General features: G+C 52.6%; 16 protein-coding genes and 1 tRNA gene. 1 reads left to right on the forward strand and 16 read right to left on the reverse strand.

All coding sequences use genetic code 11. The annotated features are described in order from the left end of the window. Nucleotides 1–9 precede the first annotated feature (9 nt). From CVU69_10900 to rnc, 15 genes are all read right to left on the reverse strand, one after another. The gene (locus CVU69_10900) at nt 10–1,077 is read right to left on the reverse strand and encodes a chemotaxis response regulator protein-glutamate methylesterase (protein PKN11754.1); all 1,068 of its coding nucleotides are present in this window, start codon (nt 1,075–1,077) and stop codon (nt 10–12) included. Then, a complete protein-coding gene (locus CVU69_10905) occupies nt 1,077–1,958 on the reverse strand; it encodes a chemotaxis protein CheR (GenBank protein PKN11661.1) in 882 nt (293 codons plus the stop codon). Before CVU69_10905 ends, CVU69_10900 begins: the two co-directional genes overlap by 1 nt. After that, complete coding sequence (locus CVU69_10910; GenBank protein ID PKN11662.1) at nt 1,959–3,935, reverse strand: hypothetical protein; 1,977 nt, start codon at nt 3,933–3,935, stop codon at nt 1,959–1,961. It abuts the gene before it with no gap. 59 nt (nt 3,936–3,994) lie between these two features. Next, nucleotides 3,995–4,897, reverse strand: coding sequence for a hypothetical protein (locus CVU69_10915; GenBank protein ID PKN11663.1), 903 nt, complete (start codon nt 4,895–4,897; stop codon nt 3,995–3,997). A 15-nt stretch (nt 4,898–4,912) separates the two neighbouring features. Further along, entirely contained in the window at nt 4,913–5,407 is a 495-nt protein-coding gene (locus CVU69_10920) for a chemotaxis protein CheW (protein ID PKN11755.1), read from the reverse strand. A 44-nt stretch (nt 5,408–5,451) separates the two neighbouring features. Then, complete coding sequence (locus tag CVU69_10925; GenBank protein ID PKN11664.1) at nt 5,452–5,823, reverse strand: two-component system response regulator; 372 nt, start codon at nt 5,821–5,823, stop codon at nt 5,452–5,454. A gap of 18 nt (nt 5,824–5,841) precedes the next feature. Next, nucleotides 5,842–6,603: a hypothetical protein gene (locus CVU69_10930; GenBank protein PKN11665.1), complete on the reverse strand. Its 762-nt coding sequence runs from the start codon at nt 6,601–6,603 to the stop codon at nt 5,842–5,844. A gap of 3 nt (nt 6,604–6,606) precedes the next feature. Further along, the gene (locus tag CVU69_10935; protein PKN11666.1) at nt 6,607–7,422 is read right to left on the reverse strand and encodes an ATPase; all 816 of its coding nucleotides are present in this window, start codon (nt 7,420–7,422) and stop codon (nt 6,607–6,609) included. Next, complete coding sequence (locus CVU69_10940; GenBank protein ID PKN11667.1) at nt 7,415–9,481, reverse strand: chemotaxis protein CheA; 2,067 nt, start codon at nt 9,479–9,481, stop codon at nt 7,415–7,417. Before CVU69_10940 ends, CVU69_10935 begins: the two co-directional genes overlap by 8 nt. Nucleotides 9,482–9,486: 5 nt before the next feature. Then, nucleotides 9,487–9,858 (reverse strand): response regulator, encoded by a 372-nt coding sequence (locus CVU69_10945; GenBank protein PKN11668.1) that lies wholly within the window; start codon nt 9,856–9,858, stop codon nt 9,487–9,489. 18 nt (nt 9,859–9,876) lie between these two features. Next, nucleotides 9,877–11,148: a diguanylate cyclase gene (locus CVU69_10950; protein PKN11669.1), complete on the reverse strand. Its 1,272-nt coding sequence runs from the start codon at nt 11,146–11,148 to the stop codon at nt 9,877–9,879. A gap of 124 nt (nt 11,149–11,272) precedes the next feature. Next, complete coding sequence (locus CVU69_10955; protein ID PKN11670.1) at nt 11,273–12,583, reverse strand: ribosome biogenesis GTPase Der; 1,311 nt, start codon at nt 12,581–12,583, stop codon at nt 11,273–11,275. A 28-nt stretch (nt 12,584–12,611) separates the two neighbouring features. Continuing rightward, nucleotides 12,612–13,526, reverse strand: coding sequence for a GTPase Era (locus CVU69_10960; GenBank protein ID PKN11671.1), 915 nt, complete (start codon nt 13,524–13,526; stop codon nt 12,612–12,614). A 12-nt stretch (nt 13,527–13,538) separates the two neighbouring features. Continuing rightward, entirely contained in the window at nt 13,539–14,552 is a 1,014-nt protein-coding gene (locus CVU69_10965) for a radical SAM protein (GenBank protein ID PKN11672.1), read from the reverse strand. Beyond that, nucleotides 14,549–15,241 (reverse strand): ribonuclease III, encoded by a 693-nt coding sequence (gene rnc, locus CVU69_10970; protein ID PKN11673.1) that lies wholly within the window; start codon nt 15,239–15,241, stop codon nt 14,549–14,551. Before rnc ends, CVU69_10965 begins: the two co-directional genes overlap by 4 nt. Nucleotides 15,242–15,439: 198 nt before the next feature. Here rnc and CVU69_10975 point away from each other — a divergent pair. Further along, nucleotides 15,440–15,514 (forward strand) — tRNA-Thr (locus CVU69_10975). A gap of 71 nt (nt 15,515–15,585) precedes the next feature. Here the strand turns inward: CVU69_10975 and CVU69_10980 are convergent. Then, nucleotides 15,586–16,227: a hypothetical protein gene (locus CVU69_10980; protein ID PKN11756.1), complete on the reverse strand. Its 642-nt coding sequence runs from the start codon at nt 16,225–16,227 to the stop codon at nt 15,586–15,588. Nucleotides 16,228–16,275 lie beyond the last annotated feature (48 nt).

Genomic DNA, 16,275 nt, shown 5'->3' on the forward strand with positions numbered 1-16,275 from the left:
GCTATAAATTTAAAGACCGCTCTTGCGCATTATTTCTCCACAGACCAAGGCAAGAGGGACAACCGTATCGACACATCCAGTCGCAATCGCCTCCTTGGGCATACCAAAGACCACACTGCTCTCTTCCGATTCAGCAATCACGGTCCCCCCCGCCTTTTTTATCGCCATAACCCCTTGGTGGCCATCATTTCCCATCCCGGTGAGAACGACCGCAACAGTTTTGGCGGCAAAGGTTTCCGCGGCTGAGGTAAAGAGAATATCGACAGAAGGAACATACCGCTGCTCAGGGGAGGGATTGACCACTCTCATCCGGGTCTCCTGCCCACTTCGCTCAAAGACCAGATTCTTCCCGCCGGGAGCAATAAAGACCTTTCCCGGCAGGACCAGATCCCCATCGACGGCCTCAGAGATCGTCAGTGCCGAAAGTTTGTTCATCCGCTCGGCAAAGGCTCGGGTAAAACCCGGGGGCATGTGTTGGGCGATGGCAAACGCCACCGGCAGAGGCTCACGAATGGCGGAAAAGATCGTTTGCAACGCTGGCGGCCCCCCAGTCGAAGCGCCGATAACGACCATGGCTGTCGTTTGTTTGGTACTCGGAGATTGCCCGCCACTTTTATGGGTGGCGGCAGACAGCGGCACCACGCTCTCAACCTGGCGGTTCCGTTGCAGCACCTTACTCATATCGGTTCGACCACCTGAGAGGACCTTGCGTACCAAATCTTCTCGGATATTAAAGAGTTCGGGAGAGATTCGTGCCGAGGGTTTGGCGACAAAATCGACAGCACCGAAATCGAGGGCACGGAAAACATTTTCATCCTCGGAGCGCGCCGATATGACAATTACCGGGGTCGGACGTCCGGCCATAACGATACGCAGGAAGGTGAAGCCGTCCATTCGCGGCATTTCCAGATCCAATGTAATGAGATCGGGTTGTAAATCAAAGACTTTACGTAACCCTTCTTCACCATCACACGCATAACCGACGACCTCAATGCCGGGGACTGCTTCCAGCATCTTGATTATCGTCCGCCGGTTGAAGGCGGAATCATCAACGACGAGGACCCGGATTGCCGGAATCATAATCCCTCCGGGAACAAAGACACACCGACAGGAGGCCGCTGGTAGACCATGTCATGAGTGAAATGGCGCAAGGAGAATTGATTCGAAATATTCATGAGGGACTCGGAATGGCCGAGGAGTAAAAATCCGTCCGGGCGCAAACGTTGATAAAATGTATCGATAACCCGCTTTTTCCCTGTTGCGTCAAAATAGATAATGACATTACGACAAAAGACAACGTCCATCTTACCAAGAAGAGAAACTTTCGTTGTGTCAAAGAGGTTAAGATGACTAATTGTCACCAGATTCTTGACGCGGTCGACGATCTTGTATTTACCTTCATGTTCGACAAAAAAGCGCCTCAGGTAATCTTCGTCGGTCGTCCGGAAAGACGAGGTTCCGTACACCCCTTTACGTGCAAGATTTAAAACCCTTTGGCTGATATCGGTACCGATAATTTCAATATGCCACCCCTGAAAGGCCGGCATATCGAGGAGGAGCATCGCAAGGGTATATGGTTCTTCCCCGGAAGAACACCCCGCGCTCCAGATCCGCAGACGCCGCTCCCCTTCCTTCTCTTTTTGAGCCCGGATCTCCGGCAGTATTTCCCGGACAAAGGTTTTAAGCTGAAAATCTTCGCGGAAAAAATAGGTCTCGTTCGTAGTCAGGGTATTGACGACTTCAGTCAATTCGTTTTCGCGCTGGGGACTATAGCGAAGAAGATAATAATAATCTTTAAAGTTCTTAAGCTGGAGTTGCTGCAACCGCTTAGAAAGTCTTTTTTCGAGGAGATAGCGGTTCTCTTCGTGAAAGTACAGGCCACAGTGCTGATAGACAAGGTCACGCAGCAAACGGAACTCTTCATCCGGCAAGGGGATATCCGGAGCAAAGAAGAGCATCTAGTCGCTCTCCCCTGCACAGGGGAAGGAACTCAGTCCCTGGCGAAGAGCAATACAGACTATGTCTTCTTCTTCTACCTGCAAGCGCTGATGCAATAGGATCTGTCCCTCTGCTGTCCCCCCGTGACCGATCATCTCCGCCACCTTCTGCCGGACCAACCAGTGCCGGTGTCCCAACAACTTCTCCCCCCACTGTTCAATCCAGAAAGTTTCTGACGATGTTGATAATTCCTTCAACAGTACCAGAACGACATCGTCGTCAGCATGGTCAAGTTGAGCGGCAATCTCCTTCTGATCAAATGGTATGTCCTCCTTTATCAAAGTCTCCACTGCCGCTATCACCACCAGTCCAACCGGGTCACGTAGACCACTGCGGACGGCGGCCAAGGCCTCGACACCGCCGAAACACCCGAGCGCGCGGACAGCTGCAGCCCGAACCCAGGGATCCACGTCCTGCAATACTAACGTGAGCGGCTCGATCAAGGAGCGAACGGCACTCACAGCCAGGGCTTCAATGGCCTGGCGCCGAACATCACTCTCCTCATCTGTTAATGCCAAGGTCAGCGCCGGACAATGATGCGGGTTACGTCCATCGAGGTAGCAAATAGCCGAACGCCTGACCAGCGAGGATTCATCCTTCATCGCCAGCAACACTACGGCCTCTGACTCCGCCCCGCCAAGGCGGCCCAAGACTTGAAGGGCAGCCTGGCGAACCGGTGGCTCAACATGAGTAAAAACATTGCGCACCAGATCGATGACTGAAGCGTGAAACCTCCTCGCAATATCCACCAAACCATCAACCGCCGCCTGCCGGACATCATCTTCAGGAACTTCAAGATAACCCGCCAAAGTGGCAATATCCTCGATCCTTCCCAACTGTCCCAAGGCGCGGAGAAGAATGCTCCGCAGAAAATCGTCCGCCGCTTTCAGTTCAGAAACGAGCAGATCGACAGCACTTTCAACCCCCATTGCGCCAAAGAGATAAGCAAGATACGCTTTTTTCTTCTCGGATGCACCGGCCCAGCATTTGGTGAGATCGGCAATGACATCATGCCCCCTTGCGGCCAGGATGGTGACAACATCATCAGCAAGGCGGTCGTCGTCAAGATAAGACGCCAGAAGAACGGCACGCTCCTGATCACACTCCCTGCCAAGGATGACCAGAGCCGCTCTCTGCACTGGCAGTGACGAGCACGCAAGTAACGCAGCGACCCTTTCCAGGTCGGTTGCGGTCAACTGTCCGGTCAGAATCTTCTCGCCACAACGGGACACCAGGCTCTGTAATGCCAGAATCGCGGCCTCTCGGACATTGCGCATCGAATCATGTAATCCGGCCACCAAGGGAGAAACAGCTGTTTCGTCACCGATCCGGCCCAGAACATCAAAGAGAGGTTTTTTCAGTAATCTATTTTCACCCAGACCGACAAGACCCGCTACGGGAATCGCACTGCCAATCCGACCCAGAGCATCAAGGAGGCTGAACTGCACGAGAAGATCAGGCGTCGACAAGGAGTTGACCATAAACGGAACGGCACTGGCATCCCGAATCTTGCCGAGATTTTCCGCCGCGGCAGCACGAACGTTGGTCTCAACATCATTCTGCAGCAAATGCAACAGTAATGGCGTCGCCTGCCGATTGCCGATATCGCCCAAAATATCAAGAATGAATTTACGTACGTCAGGGTCGGCTGAATCGGCGGACCGGATCAAGATCGGCAGGACCGGACCTCCTAGTTTTACCAGGATTTCAGCCGCCGCATTCCGCAGACCAGCATTTTCTTCATCATAAAGAAGGACAAGGATGCGCTCAGCAGAGGTAACGGCACAAGGTAGGGACAGGAAGAGATTGATCGCCTCCTTGCGAATTCGCCAACTGTTATCACCCAGCGCCGCACAAACCAAATCGACGCGCTCTTCACCATCGTAGCGGTAAAGGCTTTGCAGCCCGCTTAAGCGAACCTCTTCGTCTGTCGACATAAGAGCAGATTGTATCAATTGGCAACGATTCACAACAAATGACTCCGTAAAGCTACAGATTACAAGCGATTTTCACGGCGAAAATGTTCGATTAATTCGTTAAATGCGTCATCGAGAATCGCGATACGACGGGGGACACTTTCTGGAATCCGTGTCAAAAAGTGTTGACGGCCTTCGGCTATCTCCGCAGCAAAGAGTTCAAAGAAATTCCCTGAGTGAATCCCTTCTTTCACCTTGGCCTCATCGTACAACGAGATGTCGGAGGCGATAATTCGTGCCAAGCGTTGCGCCTTCGCCAACTCGACAAGCTCCATGGGAGCAAGGAGACTCTCTGACTCTTCGGCATTTTGCAACCGGGTCTTAAGTTCATCTATCTCCAGGGGGGTCGGTACCTCCTCTTGAGCAATCGCCCCCCCCTTCACTTCGTGACAACTTCTTTCAATTAAGTTATTGATTTTCGTGATTAAATCAAGGGGAATATGGTGTTTTTCTATATAATCATCGGCCCCGTAAAGTGTGGTTGGCCGGCGCTTGTAAGCCATTTTGTTGTAAACCGAGCTTAAAAGCATGATCTTGACACCTTCAAGACCTGGACGTTTGCGGACCTTTTCAACCACTTCAAAAGCAAAGAGACCGGGAAGAGCCACATCAACAATGGCAACCTGTGGGGGATGGCGCTCCATAAATTCCAAGGCGGTTTCACCGTCATGACACGACTTCCACAAAAAATTATGATTGTCAAGAATGCTCCCGACGGTATCACAGAGAACCGGGTCGCTGTGAGCAATAAGGACTTGCGGGGGGGTCGTTGCCGGCCTGTTTTCGCTGCTACTCGCCCTGACCGGGACCTCTGCCATAAAAGATTCGTTGCAGTGACTGCAACGAATCTTTATCCGCTTCCCTGAATACCTGGCAGCATCGATACGAACACGTTTTCCGCAATGGTGACAACTGATAATCATGAAACCCTCGATGGCTTATGGCAGGGAAAGAGCAGAACGGTCATCAGCCATGCCAGATGGAGGAATGAAATCGATCATTCGCGACAAGGACAAAAAACGCTCCAGATCAAGGATCATTAAAAGATCGTCGGCACGGTGTGCGACTCCAAGGAAGATATCAGTCTCCTGCCCCTGAAAAAATTTCGGCGGGGGCTGTAATTCCTCCCGGACATAACTGCTAACCTCGACGACCTCATCGACAACCAGAGCAAAAAGACGGCGGAAGACCAGACAGATGACTATTCGTGTCAAGCGACCGTCAACAGTTGTTGCAACGCCAAAACGCTTACGTAAATCGATGACCGGAATCACCGCCCCCCGCAAATTGATGACCCCCTCAATAAAAGGCGGAGAATTAGGGACCGTGGTCACCTTGATCGGACGAATAATCTCTTTGATGCGCAGAATGTCGATGGCATAAAAAGCGGTGCCAACACGAAACGTGGCGAGTTTGACCTCGACACGAACCATCTTTCCATCCGTTTCCTGCGGAACATTCTCTCCCAAAGGGCCGATCATCGGTTTAAGAACCGCTGAATAGTTTCAATCACCATCGCTGACTTAAAGGGTTTAGTAATGTACCAATCCGCCTTGACCTCTTCCCCTTTCGCCATATCTTCCCGCCCCTTTTTTGCGGTGAGAAGAACGACGGGAATATGACTGGTCAAAGGATTTCCCTTGATCTGGCGACAGACTTCAAACCCATCGATTTCAGGTAACATAACATCAAGGAGGACCAGATCCGGTTTCTCCGTTTCAATGCATTCCAAGGCGTCTCTACCATTGCGCATACTACAAACCTGATAACCGCGGGAGGTCAGTAAAATGCTTTCCAACTTAAGCAGACTCTCCTCGTCTTCTACCACCATAATTTTTTGCTTTGCCATGGTAAGTTCCCTTTCTCCTCATAAACCATTCGAATCAATCGTTAAAACATTTGCTATATTCAGCAATATCAGTACTTTTCCCTGAACCCGCCCAACACCGTCGAGTAATGCCCTATCCTGGCCCGAAAAGATTGCCGGTGGCGGCTCGATCCCCTCTTCTTGAATAGAGGTCACTTGCGTAATCCGGTCGATCAAAAGGCCGGCAAGGAGATCGCCCTCCTGACAAACAATAATCCGTGAATTTTCGTCAACCGTCGCCACCCCCAATCCCAACCTTCTTTTGAGATCGATGATGGGAATAATATTGCCGCGCAAGGAGATGATCCCGAGAAGAAAGTCCGGCACCCGGGGGATGGCTGTAATCTCACGAGGCTTAAGAATTTCACGAATCATACTAATGTCAAGGGCATAATCTTCGCTCCCCAAAGAAAATGCCAGCCAACGTCGCGAAGCGACTTCAACCCTTGCCTCACCGATGGAGCTCTCGAGCAGAAGATCCTCCGCCTGCGGCACCCAGGAAAAGAGTTGATCGAGACGATCGTCGCCAACCGCAAGCAGCTCCCTCTCCCCACCCGGAGCCGCTGCCGAAGAATCCGCAACCGGAGCGGATGCCATCGCCTGAGGGGATAACGGTTGTATCACCAACGGGGACGGGGACAGCGACCCTGCTGCAGACGCGGCCTCCTTAGAAACAACCGCATCAGACAGGGGTTCCGACCCGGATGTTTTGTGCTCAGACATACCATCCCGGGCTTTCTTTCTGATTTCAGCAATATTCATCGATCATCCGCTCTTAGCGACAAGGTTAAGTTCACTGAGGATTGCGTCGAGAATCTTCGGGCCAATGTGTCGGGCTTCACGACCAAAACCCTCAAGCAACGCCAGGGAGGCAATGTGATTGATGCGTCGGGGCACACCGGAGGAAAACCGGTAAAGAAGTTCCACCGCTTCCGGTAAAAAAAGTCCCGGCGCCCCACCCGCCACCGCCAAACGAAAATCGAGATATTCACCGGTCTCGACCAGCGATAACGGTTTTAGAGCGTATTGCATGCCAATCCGTTGCCGCAAGGGTTCATAGGCGTGATGCGCAAGGCGTCGTCGTAACTCCGGTTGGCCCATAAGAACAACACTGAGAAGATTGCGGTCATCCAGCTGGAAATTGGTGAGGAGGCGAATTTCGTCAAAAGTTTCTTTGTAAGGGACGAGTTGAGCTTCATCAATCACCAGGACCGGACAGATTCCTTTTTCATAAGCAGCATAAAGCGCCCCGCCAATTTCTTCCAAAAGATCGGTCTTGAATCGCGACGGCTCGACTATATCAAGGCGAAGCGCCAAGGTTCGCAAAAATTCGATGGGCGTTAAGCGCGGATTGACCAGAAGAAGAACCTTGTAATCGTCGCCGAGTTCATCCATTAAGGCGCGGGAAAGGGTGGTCTTACCGCAACCGATATCCCCGGTCAGAAGGATCAGGTCCCGCTCTTCAACGGCATGGATCAAACGCGCCAATGCTTCCCGATGCGTCCCACTTAAAAAAAGAAAACGCGGATCAGGAGTCTTACTGAAGGGCCGGTCCTGCAAGCCGTAAAAAGCCTCATACATGCCGCGCCAGTTCTCCCCGCAACGCTTCATTCATCAAGCCGCCGACATCAAGAACCAGAATCGTTTTCTGATTGCCAAGATCGGCGGCGCCGGCAATCCCCCGCACAAAAGAAAGTGCCTTCCCCAGAGACTTAATGACGACATCCTGCTGGCCAATCAACTCATCGACCATGATACCGATCCTTTTTTCAGCCATGCCGGTGACGACAACGAAGGAGCGGGCACTCCCTTGCTTCTCCGCAGCGGGGAGGGCAAAGACTTCCGTTAGACGCAACAGAGGCAACGTTTTCTGCCGTAATTCCATCACCTCGCGGCGCTCGATGGTCCGGATCGCCGACGCATCGATCATCAACGTTTCCAGCACCGAATTGATGGGAATGGCGTAACTTCGGCCGCTGACCCGCACAATCAATGCCTTGATAATGGCCAGGGTAATCGGCAGGGTGATCGTCATCAAAGTGCCGCGACCGAACTCGCTGTCGATCTCAATCGCTCCGGAGAGAGCAGCAATGTTATTCTTGACGACATCCATGCCGACCCCGCGGCCCGAGAGATCGGTCACTTCATCCCGTGTTGAAAAACCGGGAAGAAAGACCAGATTGTAAATATCTTCCTGACTCAACTCTGCTTCAGGAGAGATCAACCCGCGTTCGATCGCCTTCTGCCGCACTCGACTGCTATCGATACCGCGACCATCATCACCGATTTCCAGGACGACATGATTCCCTTTTTGCGCCGCCCACAGCGTAATTGTCCCTTTTTCGGATTTTCCCGTAACGACACGTTCTTCCGGCGTTTCAATGCCGTGATCAACGGCATTACGAATAATATGCATGAGCGGATCGGAAAGATCTTCCACGATCAATTTGTCCAACTCCGTCTCCGCACCACGGACATCAAGAGTAATTTTCTTACCTTGTTCGTTGGAAGCACGCCGGATGATCCGCACCATCTTGTCAAAAATCTGCGAAATCGGCACCATCCGTACGTCCATGACCCCTTGTTGCAGCTCTTCGAGACGGCGCTCCAAGCCCCGCGTCGCTTTTTGCAACTCCGCGGTTAAATCATTCGGCACCTGCTGCTTTAATTGCACAGCGATGGTGGTAATTGCACTTTTGGACAGGACCAGTTCACCGACTATATTCATCAAATTATCGAGTTTATCGATGTCAACCCGCACGGTACGACTTAAGGAACGCAAGGAAGCGGCTCGCTCTTCCTCGTTGTTTTCCCCTTCTTTGTTCACGATCTCAACTTCGACAGGCCGTGAGGGGTGTGATTTAGCCGGGAGCCCCAAAGGAGCGACAACTTCGGCCGCAGAGTAAAGACAGACGATCTTTATGTCTTCGGATTGCAAAACCCCGGCAAGCTCTTCGCCCGTACTGCGCGTACCAAAAAGGAGCTGAAAACCGATATGTCCGGGAATGTCTCCAGCCGAGGGCAAAGTACTGAGTACCTCTCCGTACTGTTTGAGGTGGTCGGTCAGCGCCGCAAGCTCCACATCAAAGCTCATCAGGCTGAAATTGACTGCAACCCGCAGGATATTCTTGCCGTTCTTGATGCTTTCGTTAAGACGGTGCTCTTCGTACTCCGTCAGCACCCGAAGAATAGCAGGATCGATCCCTTCTGCAGGAATCAGCGGCGCAGACGGTTCATCACCACGGAGGAGGGCATCGATGCGCTGGATGAAAGGATTAATATCGAGGGTGAAATCTTCGGATTCGGCCTTGCCGTGGACCAGACGGGTCAACACCTCCAGCAAGGAGAAGAGGATCTCGACCAAATTTTCCGAAAGCGGCACTTTCCCCAGGCGTAAACTGTCGAGCAGATTTTCCATGTGATGGCACAACTCACACAGATCGTCAAAACCGAACATTCCGGAGATCCCTTTGAAGGAATGTGCACCGCGAAAGATGGTATTGAGGAGTCCCGGGTCAACTTCTCCTCCATTCTCGATGGCATCACCAAGGGTCACCAGGTCAAGATTAAGCTGTTCAAGAATTTCTTCTGATTCGGCGAGAAAATCCTTGATGGCGCGGGAAGAATTCGAATCGCTCAAGGTCTCTATTCTCCAAGATATTGACGGATCAGGGACTGAAGTTCTTCCGGGGCGAAGGGTTTGACCAGATAGGCGTTGGCACCAAGAGTCATTCCTTTTTCCCGATCGCGAGCACTACCTTCGGTGCTGATAATGAAGAGTGGGGTCGTTCGATAATTCGGGCTCTGACGGATAAAACTTACCAACTCAAGGCCGTTGATGTCGGGCATATTAATGTCCGTAATCACCAAATCTACCTTTTCGTGGGGTAATATCCTTAACGCTTCGAAACCGTTTCCGGCTTCAATGACTGTAAAGTCTCCGAGCGCTGCGATCGTCGAAGCGATCAGGTAGCGCATCGTGGGAGAATCTTCTGCTACCAGAATTTTCTTCTGCACGCCAGGTATCCTCCTTACTTAGACCAACATTTCCTTGCTGCGCAAACGGCGTTCGAGCAAGGCCTTTTCCATCGCCAACCCTGCCTGCGACAAAAAGATTTCCAAAGATTCCGTATCGCCGATGACTTTTTTTTGCGGGGCATTATCTCCGTAAAGAATAGCGACCACCTTCCCCTCGCTGATAATCGGCCCGACAAAAATCTCAGTCGCCACGCCACTACCAAGTTCTTCGACCAGATAACGATCCCATTCCCCCGTACCGGTAACCGTCTTAAGGGGGGTCCAGGATTGGAGTACCTGCTCAAAAACCGAGCCGGCATTGCGGGGAACGCGCATCCGCCGCACTCGCTCATCAGCAGAAATTCCTCCAAGCGCTTCCATTCCGAATTGACCGAGCCCGACAATTTCGTATTCTTTCACCAAAAATATCACGGCACGATTCATCAATTCACTGGCAAAACGCAACACCAGCAGAATAATCCCGCCCCCTAAAGCCGGATTATTCAGCTCTTGCAACATACCGCGCAGCAGATGCAATCCCGGCGTTTCCGGGCCTTTATCACCGCGCTGTGCAGGGCTATCTTCACCAAGTTCCAGACGCAGTTCAGCACCGAGATTAAAGGTCCCCGACTGATCTGCGCCTAAAGAATTCTTGGTGTCGGCGAAGGGGTTGAGAGGGAAAGATTCCTTGGCGGGGGGTGAAGCCGCGACAGGGGCAAAGATACTGGCAACATCAAGGAGCGGCTCATCTCCGACAATATCGAGGGATTCGCCACGGTGCCGCCGTTCGTCAAGGATCCGACTCCCCTCCATCGCCAACCACTGGGGGTTGATCCCCTGATCGAGCATAAATTGTAGTGGGTCGAAACTTGTGGCGGCTTCTTCATTGCTATCGCCAAGATCGAAAACAAACGTCCCCTCATTCCAGGTAAAAAAACTATAAACAATTTTTTCGATCTGTTCCTTGACGAGGGTATCGATAGTCTCCTTGGGTACGCCGTGTTTTTCAGTGATAATGGTGCCGAGACGCTGATCAGGGTAGACAGTACGCTGCAACTCCGCGGCCTGCTTGATGACGTCAATATCGACAATCCCGCGGCGCACCAGGAGGTCCCCGATATTTTCCCGAAAATCGGTGGAGACCGCCCGGTTGACCTGTCCATTTTTGAATATAATTCTCCCCTCGCGATTTGGACCGCGCAGAAGGAGTTCCCCCGACTTTCTGCTGAGACTGACAATTTGCAGGATATCGCCGAGGCCTAGATCTTCAAGATTTCCAACAAGGCTCATAGAGGACCGGACTCGGTTACGGCAGCAAGAAAGAGGTTGACGTTGATGTTGCGTAACGACTTATTATTAAAAAGAAAATAAAATATAGCCTACGCAGGAAGCTAAGTAAAGCATTTTCCCCGGCCTATTGCCGGGCGCGGAAACTCAGTCGCAATGGCACACCGCCAAAGTTAAAGGTTTCTCGAATTTGATTCAGCAGGTAACGCTCGTAGGAAAAATGTACTTCCTCGGCCGAGTTGGCGAAGATCACAAAATGCGGCGGACAGGTCCCGGTCTGGGTCATATAAAAAAGCTTCATCCGTCGGCCGCGCACGATAGGCGGCTGATGCAGACGAATAGCATCTTCGAGCATACGATTGAGCTCCGGAGTGGACGCGCGGCGACTGTACTGCTCGGCGACGACCTCCACCTCCTTCATGATCTTTGTCACCCGCTGCCCGGTCACCGCCGAAACAAAGACGATCGGCACTTGCGGCAGGAACTTGAAAGCGAGACGGAGCTTCTCGACAAACTTGCCCATGCTCGCATTATCTTTTTCGACCAAATCCCACTTGTTGACGACAAGAAGTATCGCTTTGCCCCGCTCGTAGGCATAACCGGCGACGGTGACATCCTGATCAGTCACCCCTTCCTGCGCATCGATCACTAAAAGGACAAGACTGGCCCGATCCATCGCTTTGAGGGCCTGAACGATACTGAATTTTTCCAGGTGCGCCGAGACCTTCCCCTTGCGACGAATTCCCGCCGTGTCGACGAGGAGATAGCGTTTTTTATTATAGGTAAAGGGCGTATCGATACTGTCGCGGGTCGTCCCGGCCAGCGGATTCGCCACCATCCGCTCCTCCCCCAGCAACTTGTTGATCAATGAAGATTTGCCGACATTCGGCCGGCCGATCACCGCCAGACAGGTCATATCTTCGATGTCTTCTGCCGTCGTGGAATGGGGCAGCTTGCTTAAGACCACATCGATGAGTTCACCCACGCCATGGCCGTGCTCCGCCGAGACCGGATAAAGTTCTTCTGCCGCCAGGGCAAAGAAGTCCACCATCTGCTCTTCCTGCCGACTGCCGTCGATCTTGTTGACCGCAAAGAGGATCTTTTTGTTCGAACGCCGCAGAATCCCGGCCACTTCACGGTCCGCCGGAGTCAACCCCTGCCGGCCATCAAGGAGGAAGATGATCAGGTCCGCTTCCTCGACCGCCAACTGCGATTGTTCACGCATCTGTACGAGGAGCCTCTCTTCACTGACCGGCTCAAAACCGCCGGTATCGATCATGGTAAAGGGCGCGCCGTAACGGGTGACCACCGCATAATTGCGGTCACGGGTCACACCGGGGAAGTCATCGACAATCGCTTTGCGTTGCCCGAGAATTTTATTAAAAAGGGTCGATTTCCCGACATTCGGGCGGCCGACGATAGCGACAATGGGGAGCATGATCAAACCTGTCTTTTGCTAATAAGTATTAACTGTGGTAGCCGAATTCGCGCAACATACGCTCCGAAGCTGTCCAATCTTTTTGTACCTTGACAAAGAGTTCGAGATAAACCCGGCAACCGAGGAATTTTTCAATATCACGCCGCGCTGACTGGCCAAGGGCGCGGATCATCGCCCCCTGCTTGCCGATAACGATCCCCTTGTGGCTGTCACGGGCGACATTAATCGCCGCCTTGATCACCACCAGATTGCGCTCTGGCTCTTCGCTAAACTCCTCCACGACCACCGCCACCATAAAGGGAATTTCATCGCGCATCTGCCGCAACAGCTGTTCACGCACCATCTCAGCGACGATAAAGCGTTCAGGCAGGTCGGTGACGGTATCTTCACTATAATATTGCGGACCTTCCGGCAAAGCATCCTGCAGCATCTTTACCAAAAGATCGACGCCGTCCCCCGTCGCTGCCGAGATCGGGACAAGGGAGGCAAAAGGATACTTCGTCGCATAAGATTGCATGATCGGCAAAAGGCGCTCACGACTGAGGGCATCGATCTTGTTGATCACCAGATAGACAGGGCGGCCACAGTTGCGCAGATGTGTAAAGATCTTCTCTTCGGTGGCGTTGTGCGGCGCATGATCCGTGGCATCGATCAGGTACAGAACCATATCGACTTCACCGCAAGAGCTCATCGCCTGTTCGACCATAAACTGGTTCAAGCGATCCTTGGCTTGATGGATCCCCGGGGTATCAAGAAAAAGGATCTGCCCATGATCAAAATGAGCTACACCGAGAATACGGTTCCGCGTCGTCTGGGGTTTGGGCGAAGTAATCGCAATCTTTTGCCCAAGAATACGGTTAAGCAACGTCGACTTGCCGACGTTCGGTCGACCGATGATCGCCACCACGCCGGAATGAAATTTTTCTTTTATTTCTGCCTGCATAGAAAGCTGTCCTTAATCTTTTTCTGAAAAGAGTGAATAGAATACGCCGGCACTCTCGATCGTCTCGCGGGAAAGAGTCTCCGAGCATTCATAGGTTAACGGGCCGTAACAATTATTTAATTCATTAAAATTACTGCGGTGCTGGCCAAAGACATCCGCGAGATCAGCCGGATGGAGGCGAAAAAAGCGATCGCCCCGCTCCGCCAGAAGGGAAATCCGCTCAAACCAGAGACGCGAACGAATCAACTGGCCAAAGGCGGGATGATAAGGGCCGGCAACAACCGCAGCGCCGCTGTCAAGGTTCTCATTCGCCATCAGGCCAAAGCGGATGACCGGAACATGAGCAGCATGCGCGCGCCGGAGCATCGCCGCACCCAGCTGCACTGCTGCAGACAACGAAAGAGGCGTGTACTCTCCGGATTCGTAAAGATTTTCAAGGGCTGTCCCGCGCAGGACAACAGTCGGATGGATCCGTAAAAAATCGGGTTGCAACGCCAGGGCCATCCGTAGCGAATGCAGCGCCTCTCCGGCATCCGCACCGGGGAGGCCGGGCATCAGATGGAGACCGACAGCGATTCCTTCCGCCCGCAGGAGGGGGAGAGCTTGTGCAGCAGCAGCGGCGCCATGACCGCGTCCTGCCCGACGCAGCACCTCGGGATCAAAAGATTGACAGCCCAACTCGACTGTCGCCACCCCGGCCGCGGCAAGTCGTTTGGCAATCGCCGGTGTGACGGCATCCGGGCGGGTTGAAATCCGCAGGGCCGCGATCCGCCCCGCAGCCAGCAACCCGGCACCGAGTTCCAGCCAGCATTCCTGTTCAATCTCCGTTAAAAGAGTAAAACTCCCGCCGTAAAATGCCAACTCACCATCCCCGTTTTGCGGCAACGAGACCCGTAAGCTCTCAAGGGTCGCGGCGGGATCAGGCTGGCAGACACAGGCGCTGGTCAAAACCTGGGCACAAAATATACAACGATGCGGACAACCGGCATGAGGGAGAAAGATCGGGTAAATTGATCTCCGGCTCATCTTTGCAGCATTTTGAGGGCGGCCCCTGCCGCTGCCTGTTCCGCTTCTTTTTTGCTCCGCCCTTGACCAACACCCAGCACTTGGCCGGGAGTACGAGCTTCGACGACGAAGGTCCGTTCATGTTCCGGCCCCTCGGTCTCAATTAAAACATATTCTGGCGGCGTTTGTTGCAACGATTGCAGATACTCCTGCAACTGTGATTTAAAATCACTGTTGCCTTGCTGCAGCGTCTTCTCAATCATTACCTGAGTAAAAAGGCGCAGAATCACCGGACGGACGGCAGCGATTCCTCCTTCCAGATAGATCGCACCAAGCAGAGCTTCAAAAGCGTCGGCCAGAATATTCTCTTTATCGCTTCCTCCGGCTTTAACTTCGCCTCGTCCCAACTTCAGAGCCGCGCCAAGATTGATCTGCCGCGCAAGTTGCGCCAGAGTGCCGGCATTGACCAGTTCAGAACGCAAGCGACTTAATTCACCTTCCGGGCGCTGGATATCCCCGATAAAGAGGGTTTCGGCAATGACCAGCCCAAGAATTGCATCACCAAGGAATTCCAGACGCTCATTATCTGCACATCTTGTCCGCTGTTCGTTGGCATAGGAGCGATGCGTCAGAGCTTCATCAAGTCGTGCTGTATCGGAAAAATGATATCCGATCAACGTCTGCAACTTTTCACGATTTTCGGCTATCATACGATCTCACCCTTTTAAACCTTTATGCATTTAACAGAAAGGCAGAGGAGAGTAAACACCTATTTGGCAAAATCAATCGTCCCGACAAGAGGATGATTGACACGATTTTATCTTTGCTGTAAACATATTGACCCGTTGCCAGCTTTTCAGGGCAACAGGGGAGGAATCCTCCCCGATATTTATATTGAAAGACAGTTCGCCGTTGTGGCTCAGGGGTAGAGCAGCTCACTCGTAATGAGCAGGTCGTCGGTTCAATTCCGACCAACGGCTCCAAAAAAGTAAAAAGGTTACAGGCGCCCGCCTGTAACCTTTTTACTTTTTTGGAGCCGTTCCGAAAAACACATCTACCCTTTGGGGACGACCACGATCTCGATCCGCCGGTTCAACTGACGACCATACTCCGTATTATTGTCGGCTACCGGTTTTCCTTCTCCGAGACCCAAAGTGGTCACCCGGCCGGCCGCAACCCCACGCGCTACCATCAGATTTCGAACCGCTGCCGCCCGCTGTTCAGAAAGCGTCTGATTCGCACTTTCCGAGCCGACGCTATCAGTGTGACCGATCACCGTGACATTGGTTTTATCAAATTCCTTGACCACGTCAGCAAAGCGATTCAAATCGTTTTGCGCCTCGCCTTGCAGCAGTGACGAACCGACTTTAAACTGATTATCAGAGCGAAACGAAATATTAAGATTGTTTCCGTCACGTTCAACATTTACCCCTTCGACCGACTTCAATGCTTCACGCATTTTGGCTTCCTGCTTATCCATATAATAACCGATTCCCGCCCCGGATCCGCCGCCGACCGCCGCTCCTATCCCCGCCCCGAGCAGAGTCCCCTTGGTGTCCCGGCCGGCAGCCTGACCAATCAACGCCCCGGCAGCTGCTCCCCCCGCCGTCCCGTATAATGCCCCCTTCTGGGTCTTGGACAGAGGCTCGGCACAAGCGGTCAACAGCACTAGACTACAAATCGCGATCGTCATGATCTTCATCATTTTTTCAGCTCCTTCTTCACGGTTCAGAGACAACTCCCG

This window comes from Deltaproteobacteria bacterium HGW-Deltaproteobacteria-4 (genome assembly GCA_002841765.1).
Taxonomy (GTDB): Bacteria; Desulfobacterota; Desulfuromonadia; order Desulfuromonadales; family UBA2197; genus UBA2197.

What these genes read in the sequence shown, in the direction of transcription:
- CVU69_10905 (PKN11661.1), bottom strand. Translation starts at nt 1,958, where the DNA reads ATGCTCTTCTTTGCTCCGGATATCCCCTTGCCGGATGAAGAGTTCCGT.
- CVU69_10910 (PKN11662.1), bottom strand. Translation starts at nt 3,935, where the DNA reads ATGTCGACAGACGAAGAGGTTCGCTTAAGCGGGCTGCAAAGCCTTTAC.
- CVU69_10915 (PKN11663.1), bottom strand. Translation starts at nt 4,897, where the DNA reads ATGATTATCAGTTGTCACCATTGCGGAAAACGTGTTCGTATCGATGCT.
- CVU69_10920 (PKN11755.1), bottom strand. Translation starts at nt 5,407, where the DNA reads ATGGTTCGTGTCGAGGTCAAACTCGCCACGTTTCGTGTTGGCACCGCT.
- CVU69_10925 (PKN11664.1), bottom strand. Translation starts at nt 5,823, where the DNA reads ATGGCAAAGCAAAAAATTATGGTGGTAGAAGACGAGGAGAGTCTGCTT.
- CVU69_10930 (PKN11665.1), bottom strand. Translation starts at nt 6,603, where the DNA reads ATGAATATTGCTGAAATCAGAAAGAAAGCCCGGGATGGTATGTCTGAG.
- CVU69_10935 (PKN11666.1), bottom strand. Translation starts at nt 7,422, where the DNA reads ATGTATGAGGCTTTTTACGGCTTGCAGGACCGGCCCTTCAGTAAGACT.
- CVU69_10950 (PKN11669.1), bottom strand. Translation starts at nt 11,148, where the DNA reads ATGAGCCTTGTTGGAAATCTTGAAGATCTAGGCCTCGGCGATATCCTG.
- CVU69_10955 (PKN11670.1), bottom strand. Translation starts at nt 12,583, where the DNA reads ATGCTCCCCATTGTCGCTATCGTCGGCCGCCCGAATGTCGGGAAATCG.
- CVU69_10960 (PKN11671.1), bottom strand. Translation starts at nt 13,526, where the DNA reads ATGCAGGCAGAAATAAAAGAAAAATTTCATTCCGGCGTGGTGGCGATC.
- CVU69_10965 (PKN11672.1), bottom strand. Translation starts at nt 14,552, where the DNA reads ATGAGCCGGAGATCAATTTACCCGATCTTTCTCCCTCATGCCGGTTGT.
- rnc (PKN11673.1), bottom strand. Translation starts at nt 15,241, where the DNA reads ATGATAGCCGAAAATCGTGAAAAGTTGCAGACGTTGATCGGATATCAT.